Origin of the sequence: Skermanella aerolata KACC 11604, from assembly GCF_000936425.1 — a bacterium.
Lineage (GTDB): Bacteria > Pseudomonadota > Alphaproteobacteria > Azospirillales > Azospirillaceae > Skermanella > Skermanella aerolata.
Genome location: NZ_AVFK01000057.1, coordinates 1 through 22,899 on the forward strand (window position 1 = coordinate 1; position 22,899 = coordinate 22,899).

General features: G+C 64.9%; 21 protein-coding genes. 15 read left to right on the forward strand and 6 right to left on the reverse strand.

Annotated features, from left to right (window positions below; translation table 11 throughout):
- Nucleotides 1–213: 213 nt before the first annotated feature.
- Together N826_RS34360 and N826_RS34365 are read right to left on the reverse strand one after the other, a co-directional pair.
- Nucleotides 214–1,074 (reverse strand): DUF2189 domain-containing protein, encoded by an 861-nt coding sequence (locus tag N826_RS34360; RefSeq protein ID WP_044436564.1) that lies wholly within the window; start codon nucleotides 1,072–1,074, stop codon nucleotides 214–216.
- Nucleotides 1,075–1,174: 100 nt separating this feature from the next.
- Entirely contained in the window at nucleotides 1,175–2,068 is an 894-nt protein-coding gene (locus tag N826_RS34365; RefSeq protein ID WP_044436566.1) for an FkbM family methyltransferase, read from the reverse strand.
- A 312-nt stretch (nucleotides 2,069–2,380) separates the two neighbouring features.
- On the opposite strand from N826_RS34365, the gene N826_RS34370 reads away from it, so the two are divergent.
- The 14 genes from N826_RS34370 to N826_RS34430 all read left to right on the forward strand — a co-directional run bounded on the left by N826_RS34370 (nucleotide 2,381) and on the right by N826_RS34430 (nucleotide 17,313).
- On the forward strand, nucleotides 2,381–2,998 hold the full coding sequence (locus N826_RS34370; RefSeq protein WP_044436594.1) for an XrtA/PEP-CTERM system exopolysaccharide export protein: 618 nt from the start codon (nucleotides 2,381–2,383) through the stop codon (nucleotides 2,996–2,998).
- A gap of 39 nt (nucleotides 2,999–3,037) precedes the next feature.
- Entirely contained in the window at nucleotides 3,038–4,621 is a 1,584-nt protein-coding gene (locus tag N826_RS34375; RefSeq protein ID WP_044436568.1) for an XrtA system polysaccharide chain length determinant, read from the forward strand.
- Nucleotides 4,622–4,685: 64 nt separating this feature from the next.
- Entirely contained in the window at nucleotides 4,686–5,603 is a 918-nt protein-coding gene (locus tag N826_RS34380) for a P-loop NTPase family protein (protein WP_052832584.1), read from the forward strand.
- Nucleotides 5,603–7,099, forward strand: coding sequence for a TIGR03016 family PEP-CTERM system-associated outer membrane protein (locus N826_RS34385; RefSeq protein WP_084721434.1), 1,497 nt, complete (start codon nucleotides 5,603–5,605; stop codon nucleotides 7,097–7,099). The genes N826_RS34380 and N826_RS34385 overlap by 1 nt, the downstream gene beginning before the upstream one ends.
- The gene (locus N826_RS34390; RefSeq protein ID WP_044436572.1) at nucleotides 7,099–8,142 is read left to right on the forward strand and encodes an XrtA/PEP-CTERM system-associated ATPase; all 1,044 of its coding nucleotides are present in this window, start codon (nucleotides 7,099–7,101) and stop codon (nucleotides 8,140–8,142) included. Before N826_RS34385 ends, N826_RS34390 begins: the two co-directional genes overlap by 1 nt.
- On the forward strand, nucleotides 8,129–9,004 hold the full coding sequence (locus tag N826_RS34395) for an XrtA system polysaccharide deacetylase (RefSeq protein ID WP_044436597.1): 876 nt from the start codon (nucleotides 8,129–8,131) through the stop codon (nucleotides 9,002–9,004). Before N826_RS34390 ends, N826_RS34395 begins: the two co-directional genes overlap by 14 nt.
- Nucleotides 9,001–10,041: a FemAB family XrtA/PEP-CTERM system-associated protein gene (locus tag N826_RS34400; RefSeq protein WP_044436573.1), complete on the forward strand. Its 1,041-nt coding sequence runs from the start codon at nucleotides 9,001–9,003 to the stop codon at nucleotides 10,039–10,041. Before N826_RS34395 ends, N826_RS34400 begins: the two co-directional genes overlap by 4 nt.
- Nucleotides 10,042–10,049: 8 nt before the next feature.
- Entirely contained in the window at nucleotides 10,050–11,255 is a 1,206-nt protein-coding gene (locus N826_RS34405) for a TIGR03087 family PEP-CTERM/XrtA system glycosyltransferase (protein WP_044436575.1), read from the forward strand.
- Nucleotides 11,252–12,760, forward strand: coding sequence for an exosortase A (xrtA, locus tag N826_RS34410; protein ID WP_044436578.1), 1,509 nt, complete (start codon nucleotides 11,252–11,254; stop codon nucleotides 12,758–12,760). Before N826_RS34405 ends, xrtA begins: the two co-directional genes overlap by 4 nt.
- A 51-nt stretch (nucleotides 12,761–12,811) precedes the next feature.
- A complete protein-coding gene (locus N826_RS43765; RefSeq protein ID WP_157599398.1) occupies nucleotides 12,812–12,973 on the forward strand; it encodes a hypothetical protein in 162 nt (53 codons plus the stop codon).
- The gene (locus tag N826_RS34415) at nucleotides 12,970–13,866 is read left to right on the forward strand and encodes a S1 family peptidase (RefSeq protein ID WP_044436580.1); all 897 of its coding nucleotides are present in this window, start codon (nucleotides 12,970–12,972) and stop codon (nucleotides 13,864–13,866) included. Before N826_RS43765 ends, N826_RS34415 begins: the two co-directional genes overlap by 4 nt.
- Complete coding sequence (locus tag N826_RS34420) at nucleotides 13,854–15,161, forward strand: ArnT family glycosyltransferase (protein ID WP_044436582.1); 1,308 nt, start codon at nucleotides 13,854–13,856, stop codon at nucleotides 15,159–15,161. Before N826_RS34415 ends, N826_RS34420 begins: the two co-directional genes overlap by 13 nt.
- Nucleotides 15,158–16,444, forward strand: coding sequence for a BaiN/RdsA family NAD(P)/FAD-dependent oxidoreductase (locus N826_RS34425; protein WP_044436584.1), 1,287 nt, complete (start codon nucleotides 15,158–15,160; stop codon nucleotides 16,442–16,444). Before N826_RS34420 ends, N826_RS34425 begins: the two co-directional genes overlap by 4 nt.
- Before the next feature lie 80 nt (nucleotides 16,445–16,524).
- Nucleotides 16,525–17,313, forward strand: a complete 789-nt coding sequence (locus N826_RS34430; protein WP_044436585.1) for a PEP-CTERM sorting domain-containing protein — start codon at nucleotides 16,525–16,527, stop codon at nucleotides 17,311–17,313.
- A gap of 37 nt (nucleotides 17,314–17,350) precedes the next feature.
- On the opposite strand, the gene N826_RS42360 is transcribed toward N826_RS34430, so the two are convergent.
- The 4 genes from N826_RS42360 to N826_RS34445 form a co-directional block, all read right to left on the reverse strand.
- On the reverse strand, nucleotides 17,351–17,680 hold the full coding sequence (locus N826_RS42360) for an endonuclease domain-containing protein (protein ID WP_084721435.1): 330 nt from the start codon (nucleotides 17,678–17,680) through the stop codon (nucleotides 17,351–17,353).
- Between the two features lie 136 nt (nucleotides 17,681–17,816).
- Nucleotides 17,817–19,955 (reverse strand): ThiF family adenylyltransferase, encoded by a 2,139-nt coding sequence (locus N826_RS41340; protein ID WP_084721438.1) that lies wholly within the window; start codon nucleotides 19,953–19,955, stop codon nucleotides 17,817–17,819.
- A gap of 53 nt (nucleotides 19,956–20,008) precedes the next feature.
- A complete protein-coding gene (locus N826_RS34440; protein ID WP_052832585.1) occupies nucleotides 20,009–20,977 on the reverse strand; it encodes a PEP-CTERM/exosortase system-associated acyltransferase in 969 nt (322 codons plus the stop codon).
- Between the two features lie 896 nt (nucleotides 20,978–21,873).
- Nucleotides 21,874–22,365, reverse strand: a complete 492-nt coding sequence (locus tag N826_RS34445) for a hypothetical protein (protein WP_044436587.1) — start codon at nucleotides 22,363–22,365, stop codon at nucleotides 21,874–21,876.
- A 160-nt stretch (nucleotides 22,366–22,525) separates the two neighbouring features.
- On the opposite strand from N826_RS34445, the gene N826_RS40910 reads away from it, so the two are divergent.
- Nucleotides 22,526–22,855, forward strand: a complete 330-nt coding sequence (locus N826_RS40910) for a DUF2312 domain-containing protein (protein WP_052832587.1) — start codon at nucleotides 22,526–22,528, stop codon at nucleotides 22,853–22,855.
- Nucleotides 22,856–22,899: the final 44 nt, after the last annotated feature.

Sequence of the window (22,899 nt, forward strand, 5' to 3'; positions counted from 1 at the left end):
CGATACATTCACTCAACCATGAGACGTGCACACAAAAGAACGAAGAACCTAAGGTTGACCCGTGTGGACAGCGTTTGTTGGGCCACCGCCCAACCTACAGGCACCTGCTTCGTAGGTTGGGCCGTGGCCCAACACTTGCCGACCGCCGGTCAAACTCTTCGGCTCCTGGTATAAGTTGGGCCTACGCGGCCCAACTTTCCGGTTTACTGCCGCTCAGGCCTTGACGGTCTTGCGGTAGAGGTGCCACGTCGCATGGCCAAGCACGGGCATCACGATGGCGAGGCCGATGAACAGCGGGATCGATCCCAGCACGAGACCGGCCGTCACGATCAGGCCCCAGACCGCCATGGTGCGCGGGTTCTTGGCGACGGCCTGCATGGAGGTCCAGATCGCGGTCGTGACGCTCACCTTGCGGTCCAGCAGCAGGGGGAACGACACGACGCTGATGCTGAGCGCCAGGATCGCGAAGAGCAATCCGACACCGCAGCCGAGCACGATCAGCGACCAGCCGGCAGGGGTCGTGAAGACCTGATGCATCAGCGCACCGAAGGAGTCGGGGGTGCTCGAGCCCATCGTCATGGTGTAGATGGCCTGGGCCGCCAGCAGCCAGAGGCCGAAGACCGCGAACAGGATCACGCCAAGCGCCAGGATCGCGCCGAACGAGGGGGAGCGGAGCACGCCGAAGGCGTCCTGCCAGCCGATCGTGACGCCTTCCTCGCGCCGTCGGCTCATCTCGTAGAGCCCGATGCCCGCGAAAGGCCCGATCAGCGCGAAACCCGAAGCCAGCGGGAACAGGAGTTGCAGCATATCGCCGCCGAAGACTGCCCGCGCCAGCACGATGCCGACGATGGGATATATGAGGCAGAGGAAGATGACGTCGGTCCGATAAACGCCGAAGTCCTCTATCCCCTTCCTCAGAGCGTCCTTGAGATCCTCCGTGCCGATCCGGCAGATCGCCGGTACCAGCCCGTTGATGTCTTCCTGATGGTAGACCGCGTGGCCTCCGGTGCCCAGGGCATGCGTGCCTTGTCTGAAGGTCTCTGATCCCCATTCCACAGGATTGCGGATGGTCATGTTCGTTCCTCCCGACTCGATTGTTCAAGCCTGAAGGAATCATACGCCGATAACGGCCCTATGGAATGATACCCAGAGTGGGTAGGTCTTCTACTTACGGTTACTCAACCGTGCCGCCGACCTCGGCGACCCGCTCCTCAGGCACGAACAGGTAGTTGCAGTTGTCAGGATGATAAGGGACGTCGTAGTCGGTGGTTTCCAGCAACCCGGCGTTCGGCATCATGCGGAAGGACCGGTAGCCACGCGCGGCGTTGAGGCCGAGCAGCCGGTCGGTCGCGGCCATGCGGCTGCTTCGGATTTCCGCGGCGACGGCGCCGTCCTGATCGATCCGGCTGACGCTGTATGGCAGGATCTCGATCAGGATATAGGGACGGTGGCGGGCGATCGTCCGCTCCAGCCCTTCGAGCACGTCGGCCTCGGCCCCCTCGACATCGACCTTCAGGATGGCGATCCGGTTGGGCGCCAGTTCCTCGATCACGTCGTCGCCGACGCGGAGCGGCACCATGCGGGAGATCGGCTGCCAGTCCGGTGGCCAGAAGCCCTGGACGGTCGTCGCGCGCGGGTCGCCGGGATGTTCCGACGTCATGGTGGCGAGCCGTTCGGTATCCGACAGCCCGATCGGCAGGATGCGGAAGGTATCCAGGCCGTTGATCGAGATAAGCTGGTCGAGATAATGGAGGCAGAAGGGCTGGACCTCGAACCCCAGATAAGGCCGGCGCCGGTCGTGGCGGGCGACTTTCAGAAGTGTCTGACCGAAATTGGCGCCGACATCGACGAACCATCCCTGGCGCAGCCGCAGCAGATGCCCGATCATCTGGTCGACGATCGGTTCGTGCTCGGTCAGGTTGGCGAAGCCGTGGCCTTCCATGACCGGGACCTTGAGGGCATTGCCATTGGCGGCGTCACCGGCGGCCTGGATGTCGAAGCGGCAGTGATAGCGCAGGAACGGCCAAGACAGGATCGCCAGCTTGACCTGATCGGCCAAGGTTTTCATCGCGGAAATCTCCCCGCTGTTTGGTCATCGCCCCCTGATAGCCAAACCGGGCCGGACAGTGAAAGGCGGTAAAGGGTGTAGTCCGACCCTGAAGACCTGCGCTTCATTCCGTCCGCGCCCCGGTAGCCCTTTAGTAGTTGCCCGTCCAGACGGTTGAAAACCAAGGACATAGATGATTGTTTTTCTATCGATTCTTGGGCGGCAAATCGGCAATTCGCTTAAAAAGCCACCAATATGTAAAGGGGTTAGTGGGGTGGAGACATGATCTCACGCCGTTCGCGCGGTGGGCCGGTGCGGTGCCGTTCAACGATCTTGGGTAATTTGGGAAAGCTGGCGCTGGCGGCAACCCTGGCGCTCGGCCTTGCCGCCTGCGCCGACCGCGATCCGCCGGCGCCCTCCAACGTCCAGGTCCAGCAGCCGGTCACGCCGGACTACAAGATCGGTCCGCTGGACACGATCCAGATCTTCGTCTGGCAGAGCCCGGAATTCACGGTGACCGTGCCCGTCCGCCCCGACGGCCGCATCTCCACCCCGCTGATCGAGGACCTGGAGGCGACGGGACGGACGCCGACCCAGCTTGCCCGCGATATCGAGGAGAAGCTGAAGGTCTATGTCCAGGACCCGCTGGTGACGGTGATCGTCAGCGGCTTCGCCGGTCCCTTCGACCAGCAGGTCCGCGTCGTCGGGGAAGCGCTTCAGCCGCGCGCCATCCCGTACCGCGCCAACATGACCATGCTGGACGTCATGATCGAGGTCGGCGGCCTGACGGAGTTCGCGTCGGGCAACCGCGCGGTGCTGGCCCGTGGCCAGACCGGCAATCAGACCACCTTCAACGTCCGCCTCGACGATCTGCTGCGCGACGGCGATATCAGGGCCAACGTCCCTGTTCTGCCGGGCGATGTCGTCATCATTCCTCAGAGCTGGTTCTAAGGCCGTAAGACACCCGATGCCTCAACCCGGACGAACGGCATGAACGATCTGACGCTGAACATGAAAGAGCTGATCCGCCACTACGCGACCGAGCTATGGGCGCGGCGATGGTGGGTGGTCGGCATCGTCTGGCTGGTCAGTCTGGCCGGGTGGTTCGTCGTGGCCCGGATGCCCGACGTCTATGCTTCCAGCGCGCGCGTCTATGTCGATACCCAGAGCCTGCTGAACCCGCTGATGAAGGGTATGACGGTCCGCCCCGACATCGAGCAGCAGATCGAGATCATGCGGCGCACCTTGATTTCCCGCCCCAACATGGAGCAGCTGATCCGGCTGACCGACCTTGACCTGACGGTCAACAGCGAGGGTGCGCGCGAGTCGCTGCTGTCCGGGCTGGAACAGCGCATCCGGTTCGCCGGCGAGGGCCGCCAGATCTTCAATATCCAGTTCGAGGATTCCGATCCGAAACTCGCCCATTCCGTCGTCCAGTCGCTGCTCCAGATCTTCGTCGAACAGAACGTCGGCGACAGCCGGCGCGATATCGAGCGGACGCGGCGGTTCGTCGATACCCAGATCGCCGACTATGAGAAGCGGCTGCGCGACTCGGAGGCCCAGGTGGCGGAATTCCGCCGGGCCAATGCCGAGGAGCTGCGCTACAAGGACATCGTCAACAGCCGGCTCCAGACTGCGGAATTCGACCTCCGCCAGCTCGAGAACCAGCTTCAGGCCGGCACCTGGCAACGCGACCAGCTCAAGACGCAGCTTGCCGGCACGCCCGAGACCCTGGCCGGGGCGGACCCGGCGCAGGCAGCCGCCGCCCAGGCATCCAGCGCCGCCGGCCAGCGGGTCGAGCAGTTGCGCCAGCAGTTGAGCGAGATGCGGCTGCGCTTCACCGAGCAGAACCCGTCGGTCATCAACATGAAGCGGATGATCGAGCAGGCCGAGGCCGATGCGCGCCGGCAATCCGGCGGCGGCGCGGCGCCAAACCCGATGCGGAAGCAGCTCGAAGGGGAAATCCAGCGCCTGGACCTGGAAATCGCGTCGCTCGGACGCCGGATCGAGTTGCGCAACAACGAGCTGGGCGAGTTGCGGAAGCGGCAGGACGAGGTCCCGGCGGTCGAGCTTCAGCTTGCCCAGATGAACCGGGACTATGGCGTGCTCCGGCAGAACTACGACCAACTGATCGAGCGGCGCGAGTCGATCCGGATGGCCGACCGGCTGGACAGCCAGACCTCCAACGTCGATTTCCGCGTGGTCGATCCGCCGCTGGTGCCGACCCGTCCCAGCGGTCCGAACCGCGCGCTGCTGTTCGGCGGCGTGTTGGGTGCGGCCTTCGCGGCGGCGCTGGGCGTGGTGTTCGTGCTGATCCAGCTGAAGGACAGCTTCTCCAACCCCAACCGCCTGCGTGAAGCCTTCGACGTGCCGGTGCTGGGCAGCGTCAGCATGGTGCCGTCGCCCAAGCGCCGGCGCTGGAAGCGGGCCGAAGTATCGGCGCTGGGCGGTTCGGTCGCCGTCCTGCTGCTGGTGTTCAGCGGGTTGATGATGCTGTACCAGCCGGGTCAGCCCAAGCCGACCCTGTCGGGTCTGGCGGCCTCCGTGTTCGACCAGAGCAGGACCGGTTCTTGATCAGATCGAGTTGCCCATCGAGAAGGGCCTTTAGAGAAAAGCTCCGGAAGGGCAAGGCGGAATCATGGACCTGATCCATAGAGCGGTGCAGAAGTCCAGCACGGCCCGGCGCGAAGCTCCGGCGGTGGAGCCGGTCTGGGAACAGGCGCCGGCAGCGCCCCGGCTGGCGCCGCTGGCTCCTCCCCCGCTGCCGTACAACGAGGTCCGGATCGATCCGGACAGGCTGCGGGAGCTGGGACTGGCCGGGGCGAACGACCGCCGGTCACGGCTGGCCGAGGAAATGCGCCTGCTGAAGCGCCGGCTGATCCAGAAGATGAACCCGCTGGCGAGCGAGGCCGAAGGCCGGACCAACCTGATCCTGGTCACCAGCGCCGTACCGGGCGAGGGCAAGAGCTTCATTTCGCTCAATCTGGCGCTCAGCTTCGTCGCTGACGAGCATTTCGACGTGCTGCTGATCGATGCCGACGCGATGCGCCCGAAGATCCTGACGATGCTGGGGCTGCCGCCGTCGCGCGGTCTGGCCGACCTGCTGATGCATCCGGAGATGGACCCGTCGGAGGTCCTGCTGCACGACCCCGACCTGCGGCTGACCATCCTGCCGCCGGGGGGAGAGGTGTCGTCCGCGACCGATCTCTACGGCGGTCCGCACATGAAGGACTTGGTGAAGAGGCTCGGACGCGCCAAGCCGAACCGGATCGTGATCCTGGACGCGCCGCCGGTGCTGGCCACGACCGAGCCGATCATGCTTGCCCACATCGTCGACGAAGTGCTGATGGTGGTGGAAGCCGACAGGACGGCGCATTCCGCGATCAGGTCGGCGCTGGACCTGCTGGAGCCGTGCGACAACCTCAGCCTGGTCCTGAACAAGGCGGCGGGGTCCAAGAGCACGGAGCAGTTCGGCTCCTACTATACCCCCGGCCTGCGCGGCAAGACCGAGGGATCGCCGGCATCTCTCCCGGCAACGCCCAAAGAGAAGGCATAATGAGACGCGTCAGGCCACGCCGGCGGGCCGTGCTGCCCGTCGCGGCGCTGCTGGCGTTCGCGGAAACCGTCGTTCCGGCCACTACCCCCGCCAGCGCCCAGAACATCCGGGTCGAGCGGAATGCCGGGCTGGACGTGACACTGACCGACAACCTGAACCTGGAGCCGGACGACCGGGCCGACAGTGCGCTGATCCTGTCGCCTTTCGTCGGATTCAACGCGCGGGGCGCCGGCGACAGGGTGGACTTCGCCTTCAACTACCGGCTGACGATGGACACGATCCTGTCGAAGGACAGCGAGGTGAACATCCGCAACGACTTCATCGGTTTCGGCAGCGCCGAACTGATCGACGACATGCTGTTCGTCGATGTCACCGGCTCGGCCAGCCAGCCGCTGATCGATGCCGGCGGGCGGACTTCCACCAGTTCGTCGGTCGGGCGGTCGAGCAGGACCCAGGTGGCGGCGGGCTCGATCAGTCCATACCTGCTGAACAACTTCGGCAACGTGGCGGAAAGCGAGCTGCGCTACCGCTATTCCTACACCTTCGTCGGAAACGACCAGATCGGCGACAGCACGACCAATTTCGGCTCGGCACGCCTTTCGACCGGGCGCATCTTCACCGCCATCAAGCTGGACGCCATCGCGGAATCGGAGATCACGGATTCCGAGAGCCCGACCGGCGATATCGACCGGACGACTTTCCGGCTGAACGGCCAATACCCGATCATGCGCCAGTTCTCGCTGCTGGGATCAGTCGGCTACGAGACGATCGACACCAACTCGCTGAACGACGATCCGGACGGGGCGCTTTGGTATGCCGGCTTCTACACCCGGCCGGGACCGAAGACCGAGCTGCGGCTGACCTATGGCGAGCGCTACGGCGAGCCCGACATCAACGGCTCGCTGACCTACCGGATCACGCCGCGCCTGACCTTCCAGTCCAGCTATACCCATGTGCTGGAAACGACCCAGCGGCAGTTCAGCGGCTTCCTGTTGACCGTGGACGACACCGGCCAGCTGGTCGATCCGATCACAGGATTGCCTGTCGATATCACCGATCCGGGCTTCGGACTGCGGACGGAAGCCTATACCGCCAACCGGTTCCAGGCGTCGCTGGTCGGAAACTACGAGCGCAACACCGTGACGCTCGCCGGTTCCCATGAGGAGCGGGAGTACGACATCCGCCCCGGCGAGCGCTATATTTCCGCCCGGGTCGGGTGGACACGGCAGCTCTCGCCCTATACCAATCTGTTCGCCGGCGTGGGCTGGCGCCGGACGGATATCGACGGTGATGCGACGACCCCCGCCACTGGTACGGTTTTCGGCACCACGGCACCCGAAAGCGACACCTATAGCGGCAGGGTCGCCCTGACGCAGACGCTGGCGAAAGACGTTTTCGGCAATATCTCGTTCGGCCACACGACGCGCGTGGCGGACCAGGCGAGCGACGAATACACCGAGAACTCCCTGACCTTCGGCGTACGGATCGTGTTCTGATGTTCGAGGACTTCTATAAACTGGTCGGCCCGCCCTTCAAGCTGGGTCCGGACCACCGCTTCTTCTTTCCGAGCAAGAATCACGACAAGGCCTTGTCGTACCTGCGCTATGGGCTTCAGCAGGACGAAGGCTTCATCGTGGTCACGGGCGACATCGGTGCCGGCAAGACGACGCTGGTCAGCCAGCTCTTCTCGGAACTGGACAAGACGCGCTTCCTGGCGGCTCAGATCGTCACCAGCAACATCGACGCCGACGACGCCCTGCGGATGATCCTGTCCGCCTTCGGCGTGACGCCGCACAGCAACGACAAGGCGGCGCTGCTGCGCTCCTTCGAATCCTTCCTGATGGCCCAGCACCGGGCAGGACGCCGGGTGCTGATGGTGGTGGACGAGGCGCAGAACCTACCTCCCCGCACCATCGAGGAGCTGCGCATGCTGTCCAACTTCTCGGCCGGCGGCCAGTCTCTGTTCCAGAGCTTCCTGGTCGGCCAGCCGCAGTTCAAGGAGATGCTGGCGGACCCGTCGCTGGAGCAGTTCCGCCAGCGGGTGATCGCATCGTACCACCTGGGGCCGATGTCCGAAGAGGAGACGGCCGAGTATATCCGCCACCGTCTGCGTCTGGTCGGCTGGCGGAACGATCCGGCCATCGAGCCCGAGGCCATCGAGCTGATCTACCTTCACAGCGGCGGCATCCCGCGTCGGATCAATACGTTGTGCAGCCGGCTGCTGCTGTACGGCGCGCTGGAAGGGCTGCACGTCATCGACGCGCCCGCCGTGCAGGACGTGATCGCCGACCTGCGGACGGAGATTACGGAAACGCCGTCGAAGGTCATGGCCGACAAGGCGAACGGCCATCATGGCGTCAACGGTTCCGGGATGAACGGGCAGGAAATCGCGACACTGATGGCGAGCATCGAGCAGTTGACCAATACCGTGAATTCCCATGACCGGGCGCTCCGGCAGTTGCTGGAAACGGCGCTGGAGATGCTGGCCGTCAACTCCTCCCCTGTCGTCGAAGCGAGGGATGGCGATGAACGGGCGTAACGGCGTCGTCAACGCCATGTCGGTGGATGTCGAGGACTATTATCAGGTCTCCGCATTCGCCGGCACGGTGGACCGCGCCAAATGGGACAGCTTCCCGTCACGGGTGGAGGACTCGACCAAGCGGACGCTGGACCTGTTCGCCGAAGCGGGCGTCCATGCGACGTTCTTCACGCTGGGCTGCGTCGCCGAACGCCACAAGGGGCTGGTCCGGGCGATATCCGATGCAGGGCACGAAGTCGCCAGCCACGGCTGGGAGCATTACCGCGTGGGCGAGCAGACCCCGGCGGAGTTCCGCGCCGACGTGACCCGCACGAAGAAGGTGCTGGAAGACCTATCGGGCCAGGAGATCAAGGGCTACCGCGCCGCCAGCTTTTCGATCGACCGCAAGACGTGGTGGGCTTTCGACGAGCTTGCCGAAGCCGGATACCGCTACAGCTCCAGCATCCATCCGATCGTCCACGACCACTACGGCGTACCCGACGCTCCCCGCTTCCCCTTCGCGCCGACCGAGGGCAATCCGCTGACCGAGATCCCGGTCGGGACGCTGGACCTGCGGGGCCGGCGGCTGTCCTGCGCCGGGGGAGGGTTCTTCCGGCTGCTGCCTTACCGGTGGTCGTCCTTCGCTATCGGACGGGTCAACCAAGCGGAACGGCAACCGGTGACGTTCTATTTTCACCCGTGGGAGATCGACCCCGGCCAGCCGCGCATCAGCCCGGCGCCGCTACGCTCACGAGTCAGGCACTACACCAACCTGGGCGCGATGGAAGCGAAGCTGAAGCGGCTGCTGCGGCAGTTCCGCTGGGACCGGGTAGATGCCGTCTACGGACTGGGCTCGCCGGCTGAGGCGGAAGCGGCGGAATGACCGCGATGGTCGATATCAAGCCGCTGGACACAGCGGCGGAGCCCGCTTGGGAAGCCTTTGTCGAGGCGGCCCCGGACGCGACGTTCTTTCACCGCGCCGGCTGGGCACGGGTGATCGCGAAGGCTTACGGGCACCCGACCTACTTCCGCTACGCCAGCCGGGGCGGCCGGATCGTCGGCGTGCTGCCGCTTGTCCATGTCAAGAGTCCGCTGTTCGGCAACGCGCTGATCTCCACCGGCTTCTGCACCTTCGGTGGCATCGCGGCGACCGATCCGGGCGCTGCCCTGGCGCTGGCGAAGGACGCGGCCGAACTGGGCAGGAGCCTCGGCGTCGATCACGTGGAACTTCGCCATACCACGGCGCTGCCGATAGACTGGACGGTTAAGTCGGAGCTTTACGCCGCGTTCCGCCGGCCGATGGACGCCGATATCGGCGTCACCTGGGGACAGTTGCCGCAGCAGAAGCGGCAGGAGCTTCGCCGGAGCATCAAGAGCGGGCTGCGTCAGCAGGTTGGGCCGGACTTACTGGACGAGTTCTTCCGGATCTACGGCACCAGCGTCCGGAACCTAGGCACGCCCGTCTATCCGCGCCGGTTCTTCGCCGCCATCGCGGAAGAGTTCCTTGATGCCGTCGAGCTGGCGGTGGTCCATGGGTCGGCGGGGCCGGTCTCGGCCGTCATGGCGTTCTATTTCCGCGACCGGGTCTGCCCGTATTTCGCCGGCGGCCTGCCGGAGGCGCGGACGGAGCACGCCTATGATTTCATGTACTGGGCGCTGATGGACAGGGCGACGGAACGGGGATCGCGGCTATTCGATTTCGGCCGCAGCAAGCGCGGGACCGGCGCCTTCGACTACAAGCTGAGCTGGGGCTTCGAGCCGGAGACCCTGCACTACCAGTTCCATCTGGTGAAGGGCCGGGAATTGCCCAACGTCAACCCGCTCAACCCGAAGTTCCGCGTCATGGTGGAAACCTGGAAGCGGCTGCCGCTGCCGGTCGCCAACCTGCTTGGTCCCGTGATCGCCCGCCAGATCGGCTGAGCCGCCCAATGGAAGACCTGCTGTTCCTGGCGCACCGGATTCCCTATCCGCCGGACAAGGGCGACAAGATCCGCTCCTGGCACTTGCTGCGCCATCTCGCACTGCGCTATCGCGTCCACCTCGGCTGCTTTGTCGACGACGCCCAGGACCACCGGCACGAGCCGATGCTGCGCGACCTGTGCGCAAGCTGCCATTTCGCGCCGCTCGACCCTCGGAAGGCGAAACTCGGTAGCCTGCGCGGGCTGCTGACCGGCGATGCCCTGACCTTCGCTTGGTTCCGGGACTCTCGCCTGACTCGCTGGGTCGGGGAAACCCACGCGGCCCAGCCGATTGCGGCGCAGGTGATCTTTTCAAGCTCCATGGCGCCCTTCGCGGAGAGCGTCAAAGGCTTCCGGGGACGGCGGATCGTCGATTTCATCGACCTGGACAGCGACAAGTGGCGGCAATACGCCGACACCGCCGGTCAGCCGATGCGTTGGGTCTACCGGCGGGAAAGCCGGCTGCTGGCCAAGGCGGAAACGGCCATCGCGGCGCGGTCCTCCGCCAGCCTGTTCGTCAGCGAGGCGGAGGCGGACCTGTTCCGCCAGCGTCCCGGCGTCGCGGCGGAGCATGTCCACGCCATAGGCAACGGGGTGGACCTGGATTACTTCAATGGCAGCCGAAACTATGCGAACCCCTACCCGCCAGGCGGTCCGATATTGGTCTTCACCGGCATGATGGATTACCGCGCCAATGTGGACGCGGTACGCTGGTTCGCGGATGCGGTGCTGCCGCTGATCCGTGCGCGGCATCCGGACGTGCGCTTCGCCATTGTCGGCGCCAAGCCGGACGACACGGTGAAGCGGCTGGCGGAGCGCCCCGGCATCATCGTGACCGGCCGTGTCGAGGATGTCCGGCCCTATGTCGCCCATGCAGCCGTCGCGGTGGCGCCGCTGCGGATCGCGCGCGGTATCCAGAACAAGGTGCTGGAAGCCATGGCGATGGCGCGGCCCGTCGTGGCGAGCGCCGAGGCGTTCGAGGGGATCGACGCGGAACCCGGCGCCGACCTGGAAGTCGCCGGCGATGCCGGGAGTTTCGCTGAAACGGTGTGCCGCCTGCTGGACCGACCAGCGGAGGCCGAGGCTCTGGGCGCCCGTGGGCGGCAGTGCATGACCGGCCGCTATACCTGGGAAAGCCGGCTGGCCCCACTCGACCGCATCGTGGAGGGGACATGACCCAGCGGGCCGATGTCGTCCGGGCGGAAGAACTGGCAGCATACCCGGAGTGGACGCGGGCGCTGGCGTGGTTCGCCGGGCTGTTCGCCCTGCTGGTGGCGCTGTTCCACGATGTCGCCGGAGCCATGGTCCATACGTGGTGGACCAACGTCACCTACAACCACGGCTTCTTCGTGCTGCCGGTCAGTCTGTGGCTGATCTGGCTGCGGCGGGACATGCTCCGGCGGATGACGCCCCGGCAGGAGCCGCTGGCGCTGCTGGCGCTGGCCGCCATGGCGGGCGGCTGGCTGATCGGGCGGGCCGGCGACGTGCTGGCGGTCGAGGAAGTGGCGCTGGTCGGGATGCTGGTGGCGCTGTTCGTCTTCGTCTTCGGGCGCGCGGTATCGCGGCGGCTGGTCTTCCCCCTGGCCTTCCTGTTCTTCATGGTCCCGGTCGGCGATGCGCTGATTGCGCCCTTGCAGGACTTCACCGCCCGCTTCGCGGTCGAACTGCTGCGGTGGTCCGGCATCCCGGTCTTCCATGACGGGATCATGATCGAGATCCCCAACGGGTTGTACGAGGTCGCGGAAGCCTGCGCCGGCATCCGGTTCCTGATCGCCAACGTCGTGATCTCGGCCCTGTTCGCCCATCTGGCGTATGATAGCCGCTGGAAGTTCTGGCTGTTCCTGAGCATCGGCTTCACGCTGCCGATCGTCGCCAACGGGTTCCGGGCCTATGGCATCATCCTGATCGGCTACTGGAGCGACGGGAAGCTGGCGGCCGGGGTCGATCACCTGATCTACGGCTGGGTCTTCTTCTCCATCGTCATGATCTTCCTGCTGATGATCGGCAACAGCTTCGCCGACCGCAGATTGGGCGATTTTCCGGAAGCGCGCGCAGGGCGGGATGCCGCCTCGCGTGGCTGGCCCTGGCGGTCGCGTACCGCAGTGCTGGCTGCACTGGTGCTGGCGGCGGGTCCCGCCTATGCCTGGACGGTGATGGCTCCGCCTGAGGTGACCGGATCGGAGGCTGCGCTGCCGCCGCCCGCCGTGGCGGGATGGTCGCTGGGAGGGGTGACGGATTGGCGTCCGTCGTTCCCCGGAGCCGACAGGACGCTGCTGACCGGCTTCGAAGGTCCCGGACAGCGCCGGATCGAGCTGTACGTCGCCCATTACCGGCACCAGCGGCAAGGGGCGGAAGTGGTCTACCACTCCAACCGGCTGGACGGCGCCGGCTGGAGCAGGGTGGAAAGCCGTACGCTCGACGGATTGCCGGAAATGCCGCCGGCCCAAGCCGACCGTCTGGTACGCGGCTCGCGTCAGCGGCTGGTGCTTTCGTGGTACTGGGTGGGAGGACGCTTCACGGCAAGCCCTTATCAGGCCAAGCTCTACCAGAGCATCGCGACGCTGCTCGGCGTCCGCCCGGCTGCGGCGGTCGTAGCATTGTCGGTCGAGCGGCCGGAGGATGCGGCGGCGTTCCTCCAAGGGGCGGCACTGGATCCATGGCTGGAGAGTTTGTCCGAATGAGAGTTGTCGGGAAGAGAGTTCTCGGGATGAGGTTCGCCGGAATGAGGTCCAATGGATAGCCTGCTGTTTCTGTTCTCGCTGATCGGTCTTGTCGTGATCATCGCGTGGGCGGTTACCAACGACAAGGTGCCCGATGGCGGGAAGACCACCGGCCTGCTCGCCATGCATCACCCCGACGACAAGGCGGAAAAGCCCAACCGGCGGCGTCGATGAGAGTTTGGGCCGCCGCCGTGCTGGCGGTGCCGCTGTACGCCTGCGCGAACAACGCTCCCTCGGAACTGGCGGTGATACAGCCCCCGGCGCCGGTCGTGCTCTGCTACGACAGCCGACAGGACGTGGTGACCCGGCTGCCGACCGCCGACTGCAAGGGTCGCGTCATCACGGGAGATGAGGCGGGCGCGCTGGCGGAGGCCCGCACCAGACGGGTACGCAGCCAGCTCGCCGGAGCCAACCGGGGACGTCCCGGTGAAAAGGTCGAGATCCGCACCGCCGGATCGGGCTTCTTCATCAATCCGCGCGGTCAGGTGCTGACCGGTTTCCATGTGATCGCGCATTGCGCGGCTGTTACGGTCTCCTCCGGCCGGAGCGGCCGGACGGCGGCGAAGGTGATCGCATCGGACTACGAGGACGATCTGGCGGTGCTCCAGACCAAGGCACTGCCGGAGCGGTTCGCCCGCTTCAATCCAACCCCGGAGCGTATCGGAAGAACGGACGCGTCCGTCGTGGGCTATCCTGCGCTGGGTGCCGCCACCATCGTTCCCAGCCGTACGGCGGTGGATGCGCGGCCGGGGCAGGTGATCGGAGACGGCACGGAATTCATCGTGGAGGGACGCATCCGCGCCGGCCACAGCGGCAGTCCCGTTCTGGACGAGACCGGCAGGGTGATCGGCATGATCCGCAGCAAGGTGGACGAAGTGACGACCTTCCGCGAGACCGGTCAGTTCGTGGACGACGTCGCACAGGCCGTCAACAACGAGACGATCTTCCGCTTCCTGCTGCCTCAGCACATCTCATACACAACCGAAGCGCGCGGTCGCACCCTGCCCGACGACGAGGTGCTGGACCGCGCCAGCGCCTTCGCGGCCCGGATCGAATGCTGGAACTGAAGACGCCTTCTCAAGGCACCAGTCGCTTCCTCATCCTTGCGGCGGTGCTGTTCCTGGCACCCCGGATCGGCTGGATGCTGGCGGTCGATGCGGCGCCGATGAGCGATCAGCTCTGGTATTTCGAGCGTGCGGTCGGGATGCTGAACGGCGAGGGCTATGCCGTCCAAGGCCAGCCGACGGCGTTCTGGCCGGTAGGTTACCCCGCTTTCCTGGCGGGTCTGTTCGCCGTCTTCGGCCCCAGCCTCGAAGCCGCCAAGATCGCCAATCTGGTGCTGTCGGGTATCGCAATGGTCTTCGTCTACCGGATAGCCCGCCGGGCTACCGGATCGGAGACGGCGGCCAGGGCGGCGCTATTGCTGGCCGTGCTCTATCCGACACAGATCTTCTATACCGAGCTGCTGTATTCGGAGCTGCTGTTCACGGCGCTGCTGCTGGCCGGAACGGATCTGCTGCTGGGTGCCGCCGAAACCCGGCGGCGCTGGGTCGCGGTCGCGGCGGCAGGCTTCTGTTTCGGGCTGGCCTCGCTGGTCAAGACCCAGGGACTTCTGCTGCCGGGGCTGCTGGTGGCGGGTGCGCTGGTGTTGCGACGGATCGGCTTCCGGCAGGCAGTGCTGACGGGACTGGTCGCCTATGCTGCCTGCCTCGCCGTGACAGCGCCGTGGACGATGCGGAACTGGGAGGTACTGGGCCAGCCGGTGCTGATCTCGACCAATGGCGGGTTCAACCTCTACATGGGCAATAACCCGTGGAACCGCTGGGGCAACTATATGTGGCCGGCTCCGCCGGAATTCACGGAAGCCACGGAGAACCTGAACATCCTGAAGGCCATCCCGGACGAGCTGGCGCTGAACGCGAAGCTCAACCGGCTGGCCATGGACTATATCCGCGACAATCCGGTCGAGGCCGCCAAGCGTATCCCTTACAAGCTCTACCAGTTCTTCCGCTTCGACACGCTGCCGCTGGCGCAGGCGGAAATCGGCGCCAAGCGGAACGGCCGGGATGTCCACGCGCTGGTAACCGCCGTGGCTCCCGTCGCCGAGATCTGGCACTGGGCGATGATGTGGAGCGCCTTCCTGTTCCCGGTCCTGTTCTGGCTGGCGCGCCGCCCTGCCGACGCGGCGCTGGCCGCTTTCCTGCCGGTCGCCTATTTCGGCGCGATCACCGCCGTCTTCTTCGGGGAAGCCCGGTTCAACCTGCCGCTGCTGCCGCTCTACCCCGTGCTGGCCGTCTGCATCGCCGGCGGCTTCCTTCACCGTGTCCGGTGGCCTATGGTAGGCCACCGGAGGAGAGCATGACGGCACATTGGACTGAAGAGACAACCGGCAGCGCCATCCCCCGCGCCGCCGTGATAGGCGGCGGTCCGGCAGGGCTGATGGCGGCCGAGGTCATGGCGAAGGCCGGGCTCACGGTAGACATCTACGACGCGATGGCGTCGGTCGGACGCAAGTTCCTGCTGGCCGGACGCGGCGGGCTGAACCTGACGCATTCCGAACCGCTGGAGCGGTTCGTCACGCGCTACGGCGAACGGGCTGCCGTGGTGTCGTCCTGGCTGGAGCGTTTCTCGCCCGACGACATGAAGGCCTGGGCGGCAGGCTTGGGGATCGAGACCTTCGTCGGCAGCAGCGGCCGGGTGTTCCCCATTCAGATGAAGGCCTCGCCCTTGCTGCGCGCTTGGCTGCGGCAACTCGATGGGCTGGGTGTCACGCTCCACACGCGGCACCGTTGGATCGGCTTCGACGACGCCGGCAAGCCGTTGGTCAGGAACGCCGCCGGAGACACGGTCGCGGTTGACGCCGGTGCTACGGTCCTGGCGCTGGGCGGTGCGAGCTGGCCGAAGCTCGGGTCCGACGGAAGCTGGACCGGCCTCCTGGCGGAGCACGGCATCGCGGTGCGTCCGCTGCGGCCCGCCAACTGCGGCTTCACCGTGGCCTGGGACGAAGGCTTCATCGCGAAGCACGAGGGCGAGCCGCTGAAGAACCTCGCGCTCAGCTTCGGCGGGACGACCATGCGCGGCGAGCTGATGCTGACCAGGAGCGGCATTGAGGGCGGCGGGGTCTATGCGCTCAGCGCGGCGCTCCGCGACGCGATCGAGCGCGACGGCGAGGCGGTGCTGACCCTGGACCTCCGGCCTCAGCTTTCGGGAGAACAGGTACGGGACCGATTGCGCCGGCCGCGCGGCTCGGAATCCCTCTCTAACTGGCTGCGGAAGTCAGTAAACTTGACAGGTCCCCTCCCCGGCCTCGTCCGGGGTGTCGCCGGATCTTCCACCGAGCCGTCGAGGATAGCGCCGCTGATCAAAGCGCTGCCCCTTCGCCTGACCGGCTGCCGGCCGATCGAACGGGCGATTTCGACCGCCGGCGGGGTCGATCTGGACGAACTGACGCCGGATCTGATGCTGAAACGGCTGCCGGGCGTGTTCGTGGCCGGAGAAATGCTGGATTGGGAGGCGCCGACCGGCGGCTACCTGCTTCAGGGCGCCTTCGCCAGTGGGCTGATCGCGGGGCTTGGAGCTGCGGATCTGTCACGATCCTTTACACTTCCCCGTCAGGATTTGGCGCAAAACTCGTCAACCTCCTGATTAACAACGCATTTCCCTCCTTGGCACGATGGTTGCTTACTTCTCAGGGCAAATCGCACCTGTGCGACCTGGAGGATCGAATGAAGAGCATCATCAACAAGACCCTGACAGTGGCAGCCGTCGGCGCTGTCATGGCGCTGGGCATGGGTCAGGCCATCGCGGCCCCGACGCCGGTTGCCGGCGTCATCGTTGGCGGCCCCGGCGAGACCACGTTCAAGTTCTCGAACCTGACCGAAAGCTTCGTCGACAGCGTTGGCGACAACCTGTTCGGCTTCGGCCGCGTCACCCAGATCAACGACCTGAACGAAGGCGCCTTCTGCGCCAGCGGCGGTTCCTGCGAACTGACCTATTCGTTCCGCGACTACACCGTCACGACGTTCAACCCCGCCGGCGCCGTCAGCACGGCCGTCTTCTCCGGCGGCATCATCGACTTCTTCCTGGACGACAGCCCCGACAGCAATCTGGCGACCACCACCGGCTTCACCGATGGAACGCCCTGGCTGTCGCTGGTAGGCTTCGAGAGCACCGAAACCTCCGGCCCGAATGCCGGTGAGACCGGCACCCTCTTCAGCTCCGGCGCATCGTTCAACAATTCCGACCTGATCCGCGGCTTCGGTGCCGGCAACCTGTCGATCACCGGCGGCGCCGCCGCCGAATACTTCGGCAACGGCAACATCGTGACGCTCAGCAGCAGCTTCCAGCCTTCTCCGGAAGGTTGGGTCTTGCCGCTGTCCGGCACCGCCGAGTTGCAGGTGACCGCCGACGTCACTCCCCCGACGGAAGTCCCCGAGCCCGCAACCCTCGCCCTGCTGGGCGCCGGTCTGCTGGGCTTGGGCGCCGCCGCCCGGTCGCGCAAGCAGCGCGGCTAAGGTTGCAGGTTGATGCCGGGCCGGGAACGTCCCGGCATCAACCTTCCTCTAAACTACGAAGAATCGATGCTGCGACATCCTGAGGGGTTCGCAGTATTTCGCTGTTCCAGAATCGGACCACGCGCCAGCCTTGGCATTGCAGCCAGCTGGTTCGCCGCTGGTCATATTGGTTGTCGGCATGCTGGCCACCATCGGCTTCGACAATCAGCATATGTTCGAAGCAGGCGAAATCGGCAATGTACGAGTCGATCGGGACTTGACGGCAGAATTTGTGCCCGTCCAGGCGCCGATCACGCAGGAGTGACCACAAGCGGCGCTCCGTGTCGGTCGAGTTGACTCGCAATTCACGGGCACGAGTGTTCGGCATGCGGAGGTGTTTAGCTTAGGGAACGTGCTCCCTCACCCTCCCATGCTTCGCATGGGTCTCTCCCGCAAGCGGGCGAGAGGCCGTTGTCATATGGTTGATTTAGTTAGCATTTATAGTGACTTAGCCATCACTGGCGTCATTTCGCTACAGCACTCTCAGGTTGAACTATTTGCCCCTCCCCCTTCGGGAGAGGGAGGGACCCATGCGAAGCATGGGAGGGTGAGGGAGCAGGCTCCACGAAGCCACCACCCTTCTCTTCACCGACGATCAGCTCCTCCAGCGGACGCCGGTGTGACCGGCTGGTCGAGCGCATCGACTTCGGACGCCCGATCCGGCCCATGAAGACGAGCTGATCGACCTCCGTCCCGGTCACCCGACTGACCTCCACCGCCAGCTTTTCCGCCTTCGCCAGGAGCTTCAGATCTTCCGTGAAGCGTACGCCGTGCAAGGCATGGGTCGAAAAGGCGATCGGCGCCAGACCCGGCTGAAGAGCCAAGCCCAGCATCGTCGCGGTCAGCCAGAAGCGCTGGAGCCTTTCACCGGCGCGCAGCAGGTCCTCCGGCGTCGCCGGCTGCGAGCGCGGGTTGCGCCACGTCACCGTGAAGTGCCCGGCGCAGTTGACGCCCGGCAGCCTGTCGATCTGGAAGCTGGCTGCCCCGGTCCCGGCTAGGTTCATCATCTTTACCCGCGACCAGTCCTTCATGGCCCAGCGCATCAGCGAACGGGTCATGCGGTCCAAGCCGATCGCGGTCGCCGGCAATCCGGCGGGGCTGAAGCGGTTGTCCCAGTCGAGCATCCGGCGATGGACGTCATAGGCTTCCCGACAGCGCAAGCGGATGTCTGTCGCCAAGCCGTTGAGCTGGGCGAAGCTGCGCCGCTGCGGGCGTGCGTCGAACCAGGACAACTTCAGGTCGGGACCGAGCGCATTGGCCAGTTCGGCCTTCTGCTGGTCGGTCAGCGGGGTGGTGCTGTAGCTGGTGCGATCAACCGAGCGCAGCCGGACGAAGCCATCCAACGGGTCGGCGCGAAGCCCCGGCTGGCGCGGCAAGCGGACGCTGATGATGTCCTCGTGAGAACCGTTGCCCCCCTCGTTCACCCGGCGGTGGCTCCACTCCATCCGCCGTCCGTATCGGCTGGCGGCGATACGCAGGGTCTCCAGCAGGTGGCCGGCGGACAGTAGGGTCGGCTGGCCGTCGTTGTACTCGTAGACGTTGGTCCCGGCCTCGTGATGGATGATGATCGTCACGGCGTCGTCGCCGTCGATCCGGAAGCGCCAGGGCTGGCTGTTGTCGCCGCTGGGTGCCCAGCGGGCCAGATCCAGGATGCGCCACATCTCCGACCGGCTTTCCGGGGCGGCGGCGTCAGGCTGCGGCTTCGGCGCAGTGCGGGCGATGGCGCGCATCATGCGCGCACCCAGCTTCTGCTTCAGCCGCTGGCCGATATGCCGGCTGCCGCCGGGCAGGCGCTTGCTGACCAAGCGCCCGGTATAGGCGTCGAACTGGTGGAACCAGGGGGCCGCCTTGACGTCGCCGCGATCCAGCAGGATCTTCAGCGCCTCGATGCCGGTGACGCCAGCGCAGAGCTGGCAGGCCATCGCGGTGGAAGGGCCGCGCTGGTTGACCAGGTCGAGGCGCGTGGGGTCGACCAGATACGACCGATGCATCGCGCGCGGCGTCAGTCCGACCAGGAAGTTGACGTATTGCTGCTCGACCGGCTGGCCGTCCAGACCGAAATACTGCTCGAAGGTCATCTGGCCGGGCATGAAGACCAGATAGGCCGTGCCCATCCCGATCGGTCCGGCGGTGATGGCCGGGATGCCCAGCTCGGCGCAGCGCGCGAAGACCTTGGCCCTGATGTCGATCACGAAGAAGTCGAAGCCGTCGATGAACAGATCGACGCCGTCCAAGAAGTCGTCGATGTTGTCGTCGTTTATCCCGTTGGGGAAACGCCGGATCTCGGCTGTCGGGTTGATGTCGCGCGCCATGCCGGCCATGACGTCGACCTTGGGGCGGCCGACCGTGGCGGTGGAAGCGCCGATCTGGCGGTTGAAATTGACGGTCTCGAAGACGTCCATGTCGGCGACATGGAACGAACCGATGCCGAGGCGCGCCAGCGTCAGGAGATGAACCCCGCCTACTCCCCCCATTCCCGCTATGGCGATCCGTTTGGTGCGCAATATCTGCTGCTCCCATTCGGTCACCCATCCGATGTTGCGGCTGAACGCCTCGTCGTAATCGAAGTTGGCGGCGCGCGCAGGCATCGCTGGAATGGTCATGGTCGGCAAGATCCTTGTTTCCTCCGGGCCGCCCCCCGTCTGTAAGCTGTCTGTCAGCGCATGGCGGCGCGGCGCTCGGGCATCGCCTGTGCGGCGATCACATCGTCAACGGTCACTTCAACTTCATTCAAGTCGGCGGCTTCCGCCCCGACTGCCTGCGGCAGCGGCCACAGCCGGCCACCGTCGGTAATCACGTCCCAAACGTCCGGGCGCTCGGCATGGACGCGGGCCAGCATGGCATCCAGATCGACCCAGCAGGGCTGACGCCGTCCATGGTACTCGACCAGCGAACCCAGCGGGTTGAAGTGAATGCCGAGACGGGTCAGCAGGCGAAGCAGAGCCGGCTCCATCACGGCGGCCCAATGGGTCATGCCCTCCCGCACGCTCATCTCGACACAGGATTTAATGAGTCCGAGCGGCAGATGGAAGAGCATCTTGCGCCATTCCTCGGACGAGAGCTGCGCTTCGAAGCCCTGGTCGGGCGTGTGGTGGCGGAAGCTCTTGACAATCGAGAAGCGGGAAATCTCGGCGGTGCGCCAGACCGGGAAGGGCGCTACGTCGTCGGCGGCGATCTCTCCGGCGATCCGCTGCATCGGGAGCACGCGGCGCTCGCCGTCCTCGTCGGGAAGAACCAGGCGAACGGTGCCGATGGCATTGCCGGTGGCATTGTGGGTCAGGATGGAATGGGCGGAGTGACTGTCGAAGCCGTCGCGCTCAAGTCCGTCGGGGTTGTCGGCGGGATCTTCGAACCCGTTGTCGATGCAGTAGACCTGGAAACGGACGCGGAAACATTCGTTCCGGTCTTCAGCGGTGTCGGCAATAGAAGAAGAAAATACGGAATTGTAATACTCTAAACCGGAAATTCCCGAGGATTGGCGCCCGGAAGTCTGTGCCGCTACCTGCCTTGGTTCCTGCCGGACCTGGGATACGACCTGTGAACCGTCATGCGGTAGAGAGCTGGCATTGGTGACCTTCGATTCTTCACCAAGCGACTTCTCTACTCCGATTCTCGAGTGGTACATGGATTTCTTCCAGCTTGTTTTCTGGTTGCATATACCGTCGCGATTTAAATCGACGGCGGCGGCTCCTGCATGTCTTTCCTGGACGCCGGTTGGCTCCGTTCGTCCGGTTAGGGGCTAAGTCCTTGTTTCCGGCCTTATGTCCCCTGGTCGCAGCCGCCGTGTCTCAATTCCGCCCGCCGATCCGGTCCTTCCGGTTCATGTCTTCAGGCAAAAGTTGACCCATGGGCGAACTGCAAATTCGCACTCCAACAAGTCTTTGTTAGGGAAGAGGGCCTGTTGAGCCCAGTACTCCTATAGCAGATCAAACATAATGTCAGCTACAGGGCTTCCTGGAATGTATTCAAGCACTCAAACGTTAAATTTCACTTAACTGAGTGCAGATTTGCTTTTCTCCCAGCGGCGAATGTATTCGAAATGCACTGAAATTTGACGTGGCAAAGATGTGACCTCGATGAGAATTGCTGTGACTTTGAAAGGCTAATCCTGTGAGTTTTCCGGCATATTCACTATCAATTTCGTTGCAGCTTCCGTCTTGTTTCTATGCTTGAACCGCAGCCGCAAAGAGCGGCGGCGACCGGATTCGAGGATCAAGTCAAAAGGTTGCCAAATTCCTGACGAAGTGACGGGCCGTCCGGACATGAAAAAGCACCGCCGCCGGTTGTCCGGCACGGCTTTATCATGCGTCAATAAGTACCTACGGATGTTCAGATGGTAATGAAGAAGTCCAATTACACAAAAGGCCGACAAGACTGTTTCAAATCGGTTCTTTTACTATAGTAGTGGATATTATTGAGACAAATTTGGGGGATTGCAGCGCCGGGGCGTGGACGGAAGCAGTCACAGCGGCGGATTTGGCCCACCGCCGCGACGGCACGTTTCCGCCGATCGGACCGCGATCAGGGCCGATCGAAGACAGGCGCGTCCGTTTCCCGGCGCACGACGCGCCCGGTCGCCCGTGGCGGAGGGTTCTCGCGGCTGGTCTGGCCCAGCACATCGGCCGCCTCGCCCGTGATCGTGTCGGAATGCGAGGCGGAGCCGTCCGGCATGGCCCATCCGACCGACGTCCTGTCCGACCGGGACCCGCGCATGCCGGGGATGTTGTCGCGGATGCCGTCGGGTACGCCATAGCGGCGGTAGCCCATCCAGGCGGCGAGCAGGATGCCGGCGCTGGCGGCGAACATCACGAAGGGAATGGGGTGTTCGCGAATGACGTCGCTGATGCCTCCCGGCGACCATGCCGCCGAGGTATCCTGGTGTCCGCCCCTGCCGCTGGTGATGCGGGCACGGCCGCGCACGCTCGGTGCGTCGTAGGGGATGTAGGGATGTTCCGGGGTGTTCTCGAGATAACGCCCGGCCTGACCATCGGAGGCTGACAGTGAGTCGACCATTTCCTGCCTCGTTGCTGGTTGTTGGGAAAACGGCCGCCGATGGGCGGCGGCCGCCTGCTTTCTCAACCGCGCCGGAGAGGCGAACGTTCCGCAAGCGGCCTGTTGCCAGCGGCCGCTCCTGCCGGTATGACGACGCTCCCCTTATCCAATGGAGTTAACCTTGATCGACTCTGGTGCGACGACGGCAGAACAGTTGAAGCAGTTCGCCGACCGTATGGAAAATCTGCTGAACGAGATCGATGGACTGAAAAGCGACCTCAAGGACCTCAAGGGCGAGGCGAAGTCGGCTGGCTTCAACATAAAGGCGCTGGACCGCCTTGTCGCGATACGGCGCAAGGATTCCGCCGATGCCGAGACGGAACTGCTGAACGACCTGCTGCTTTATGCTCACGCGACCGGCACGCATCTGGACTTGGCGATGCCCGACGATTCCGCACCGGGCAAGTCAGGATCAGACGCGACGGCGTCGAGCCGGGAGGAAGCCGCCTGATACCGGACGGCTAACCCCACAGGGTTTCGGCAACAAACCGCGAG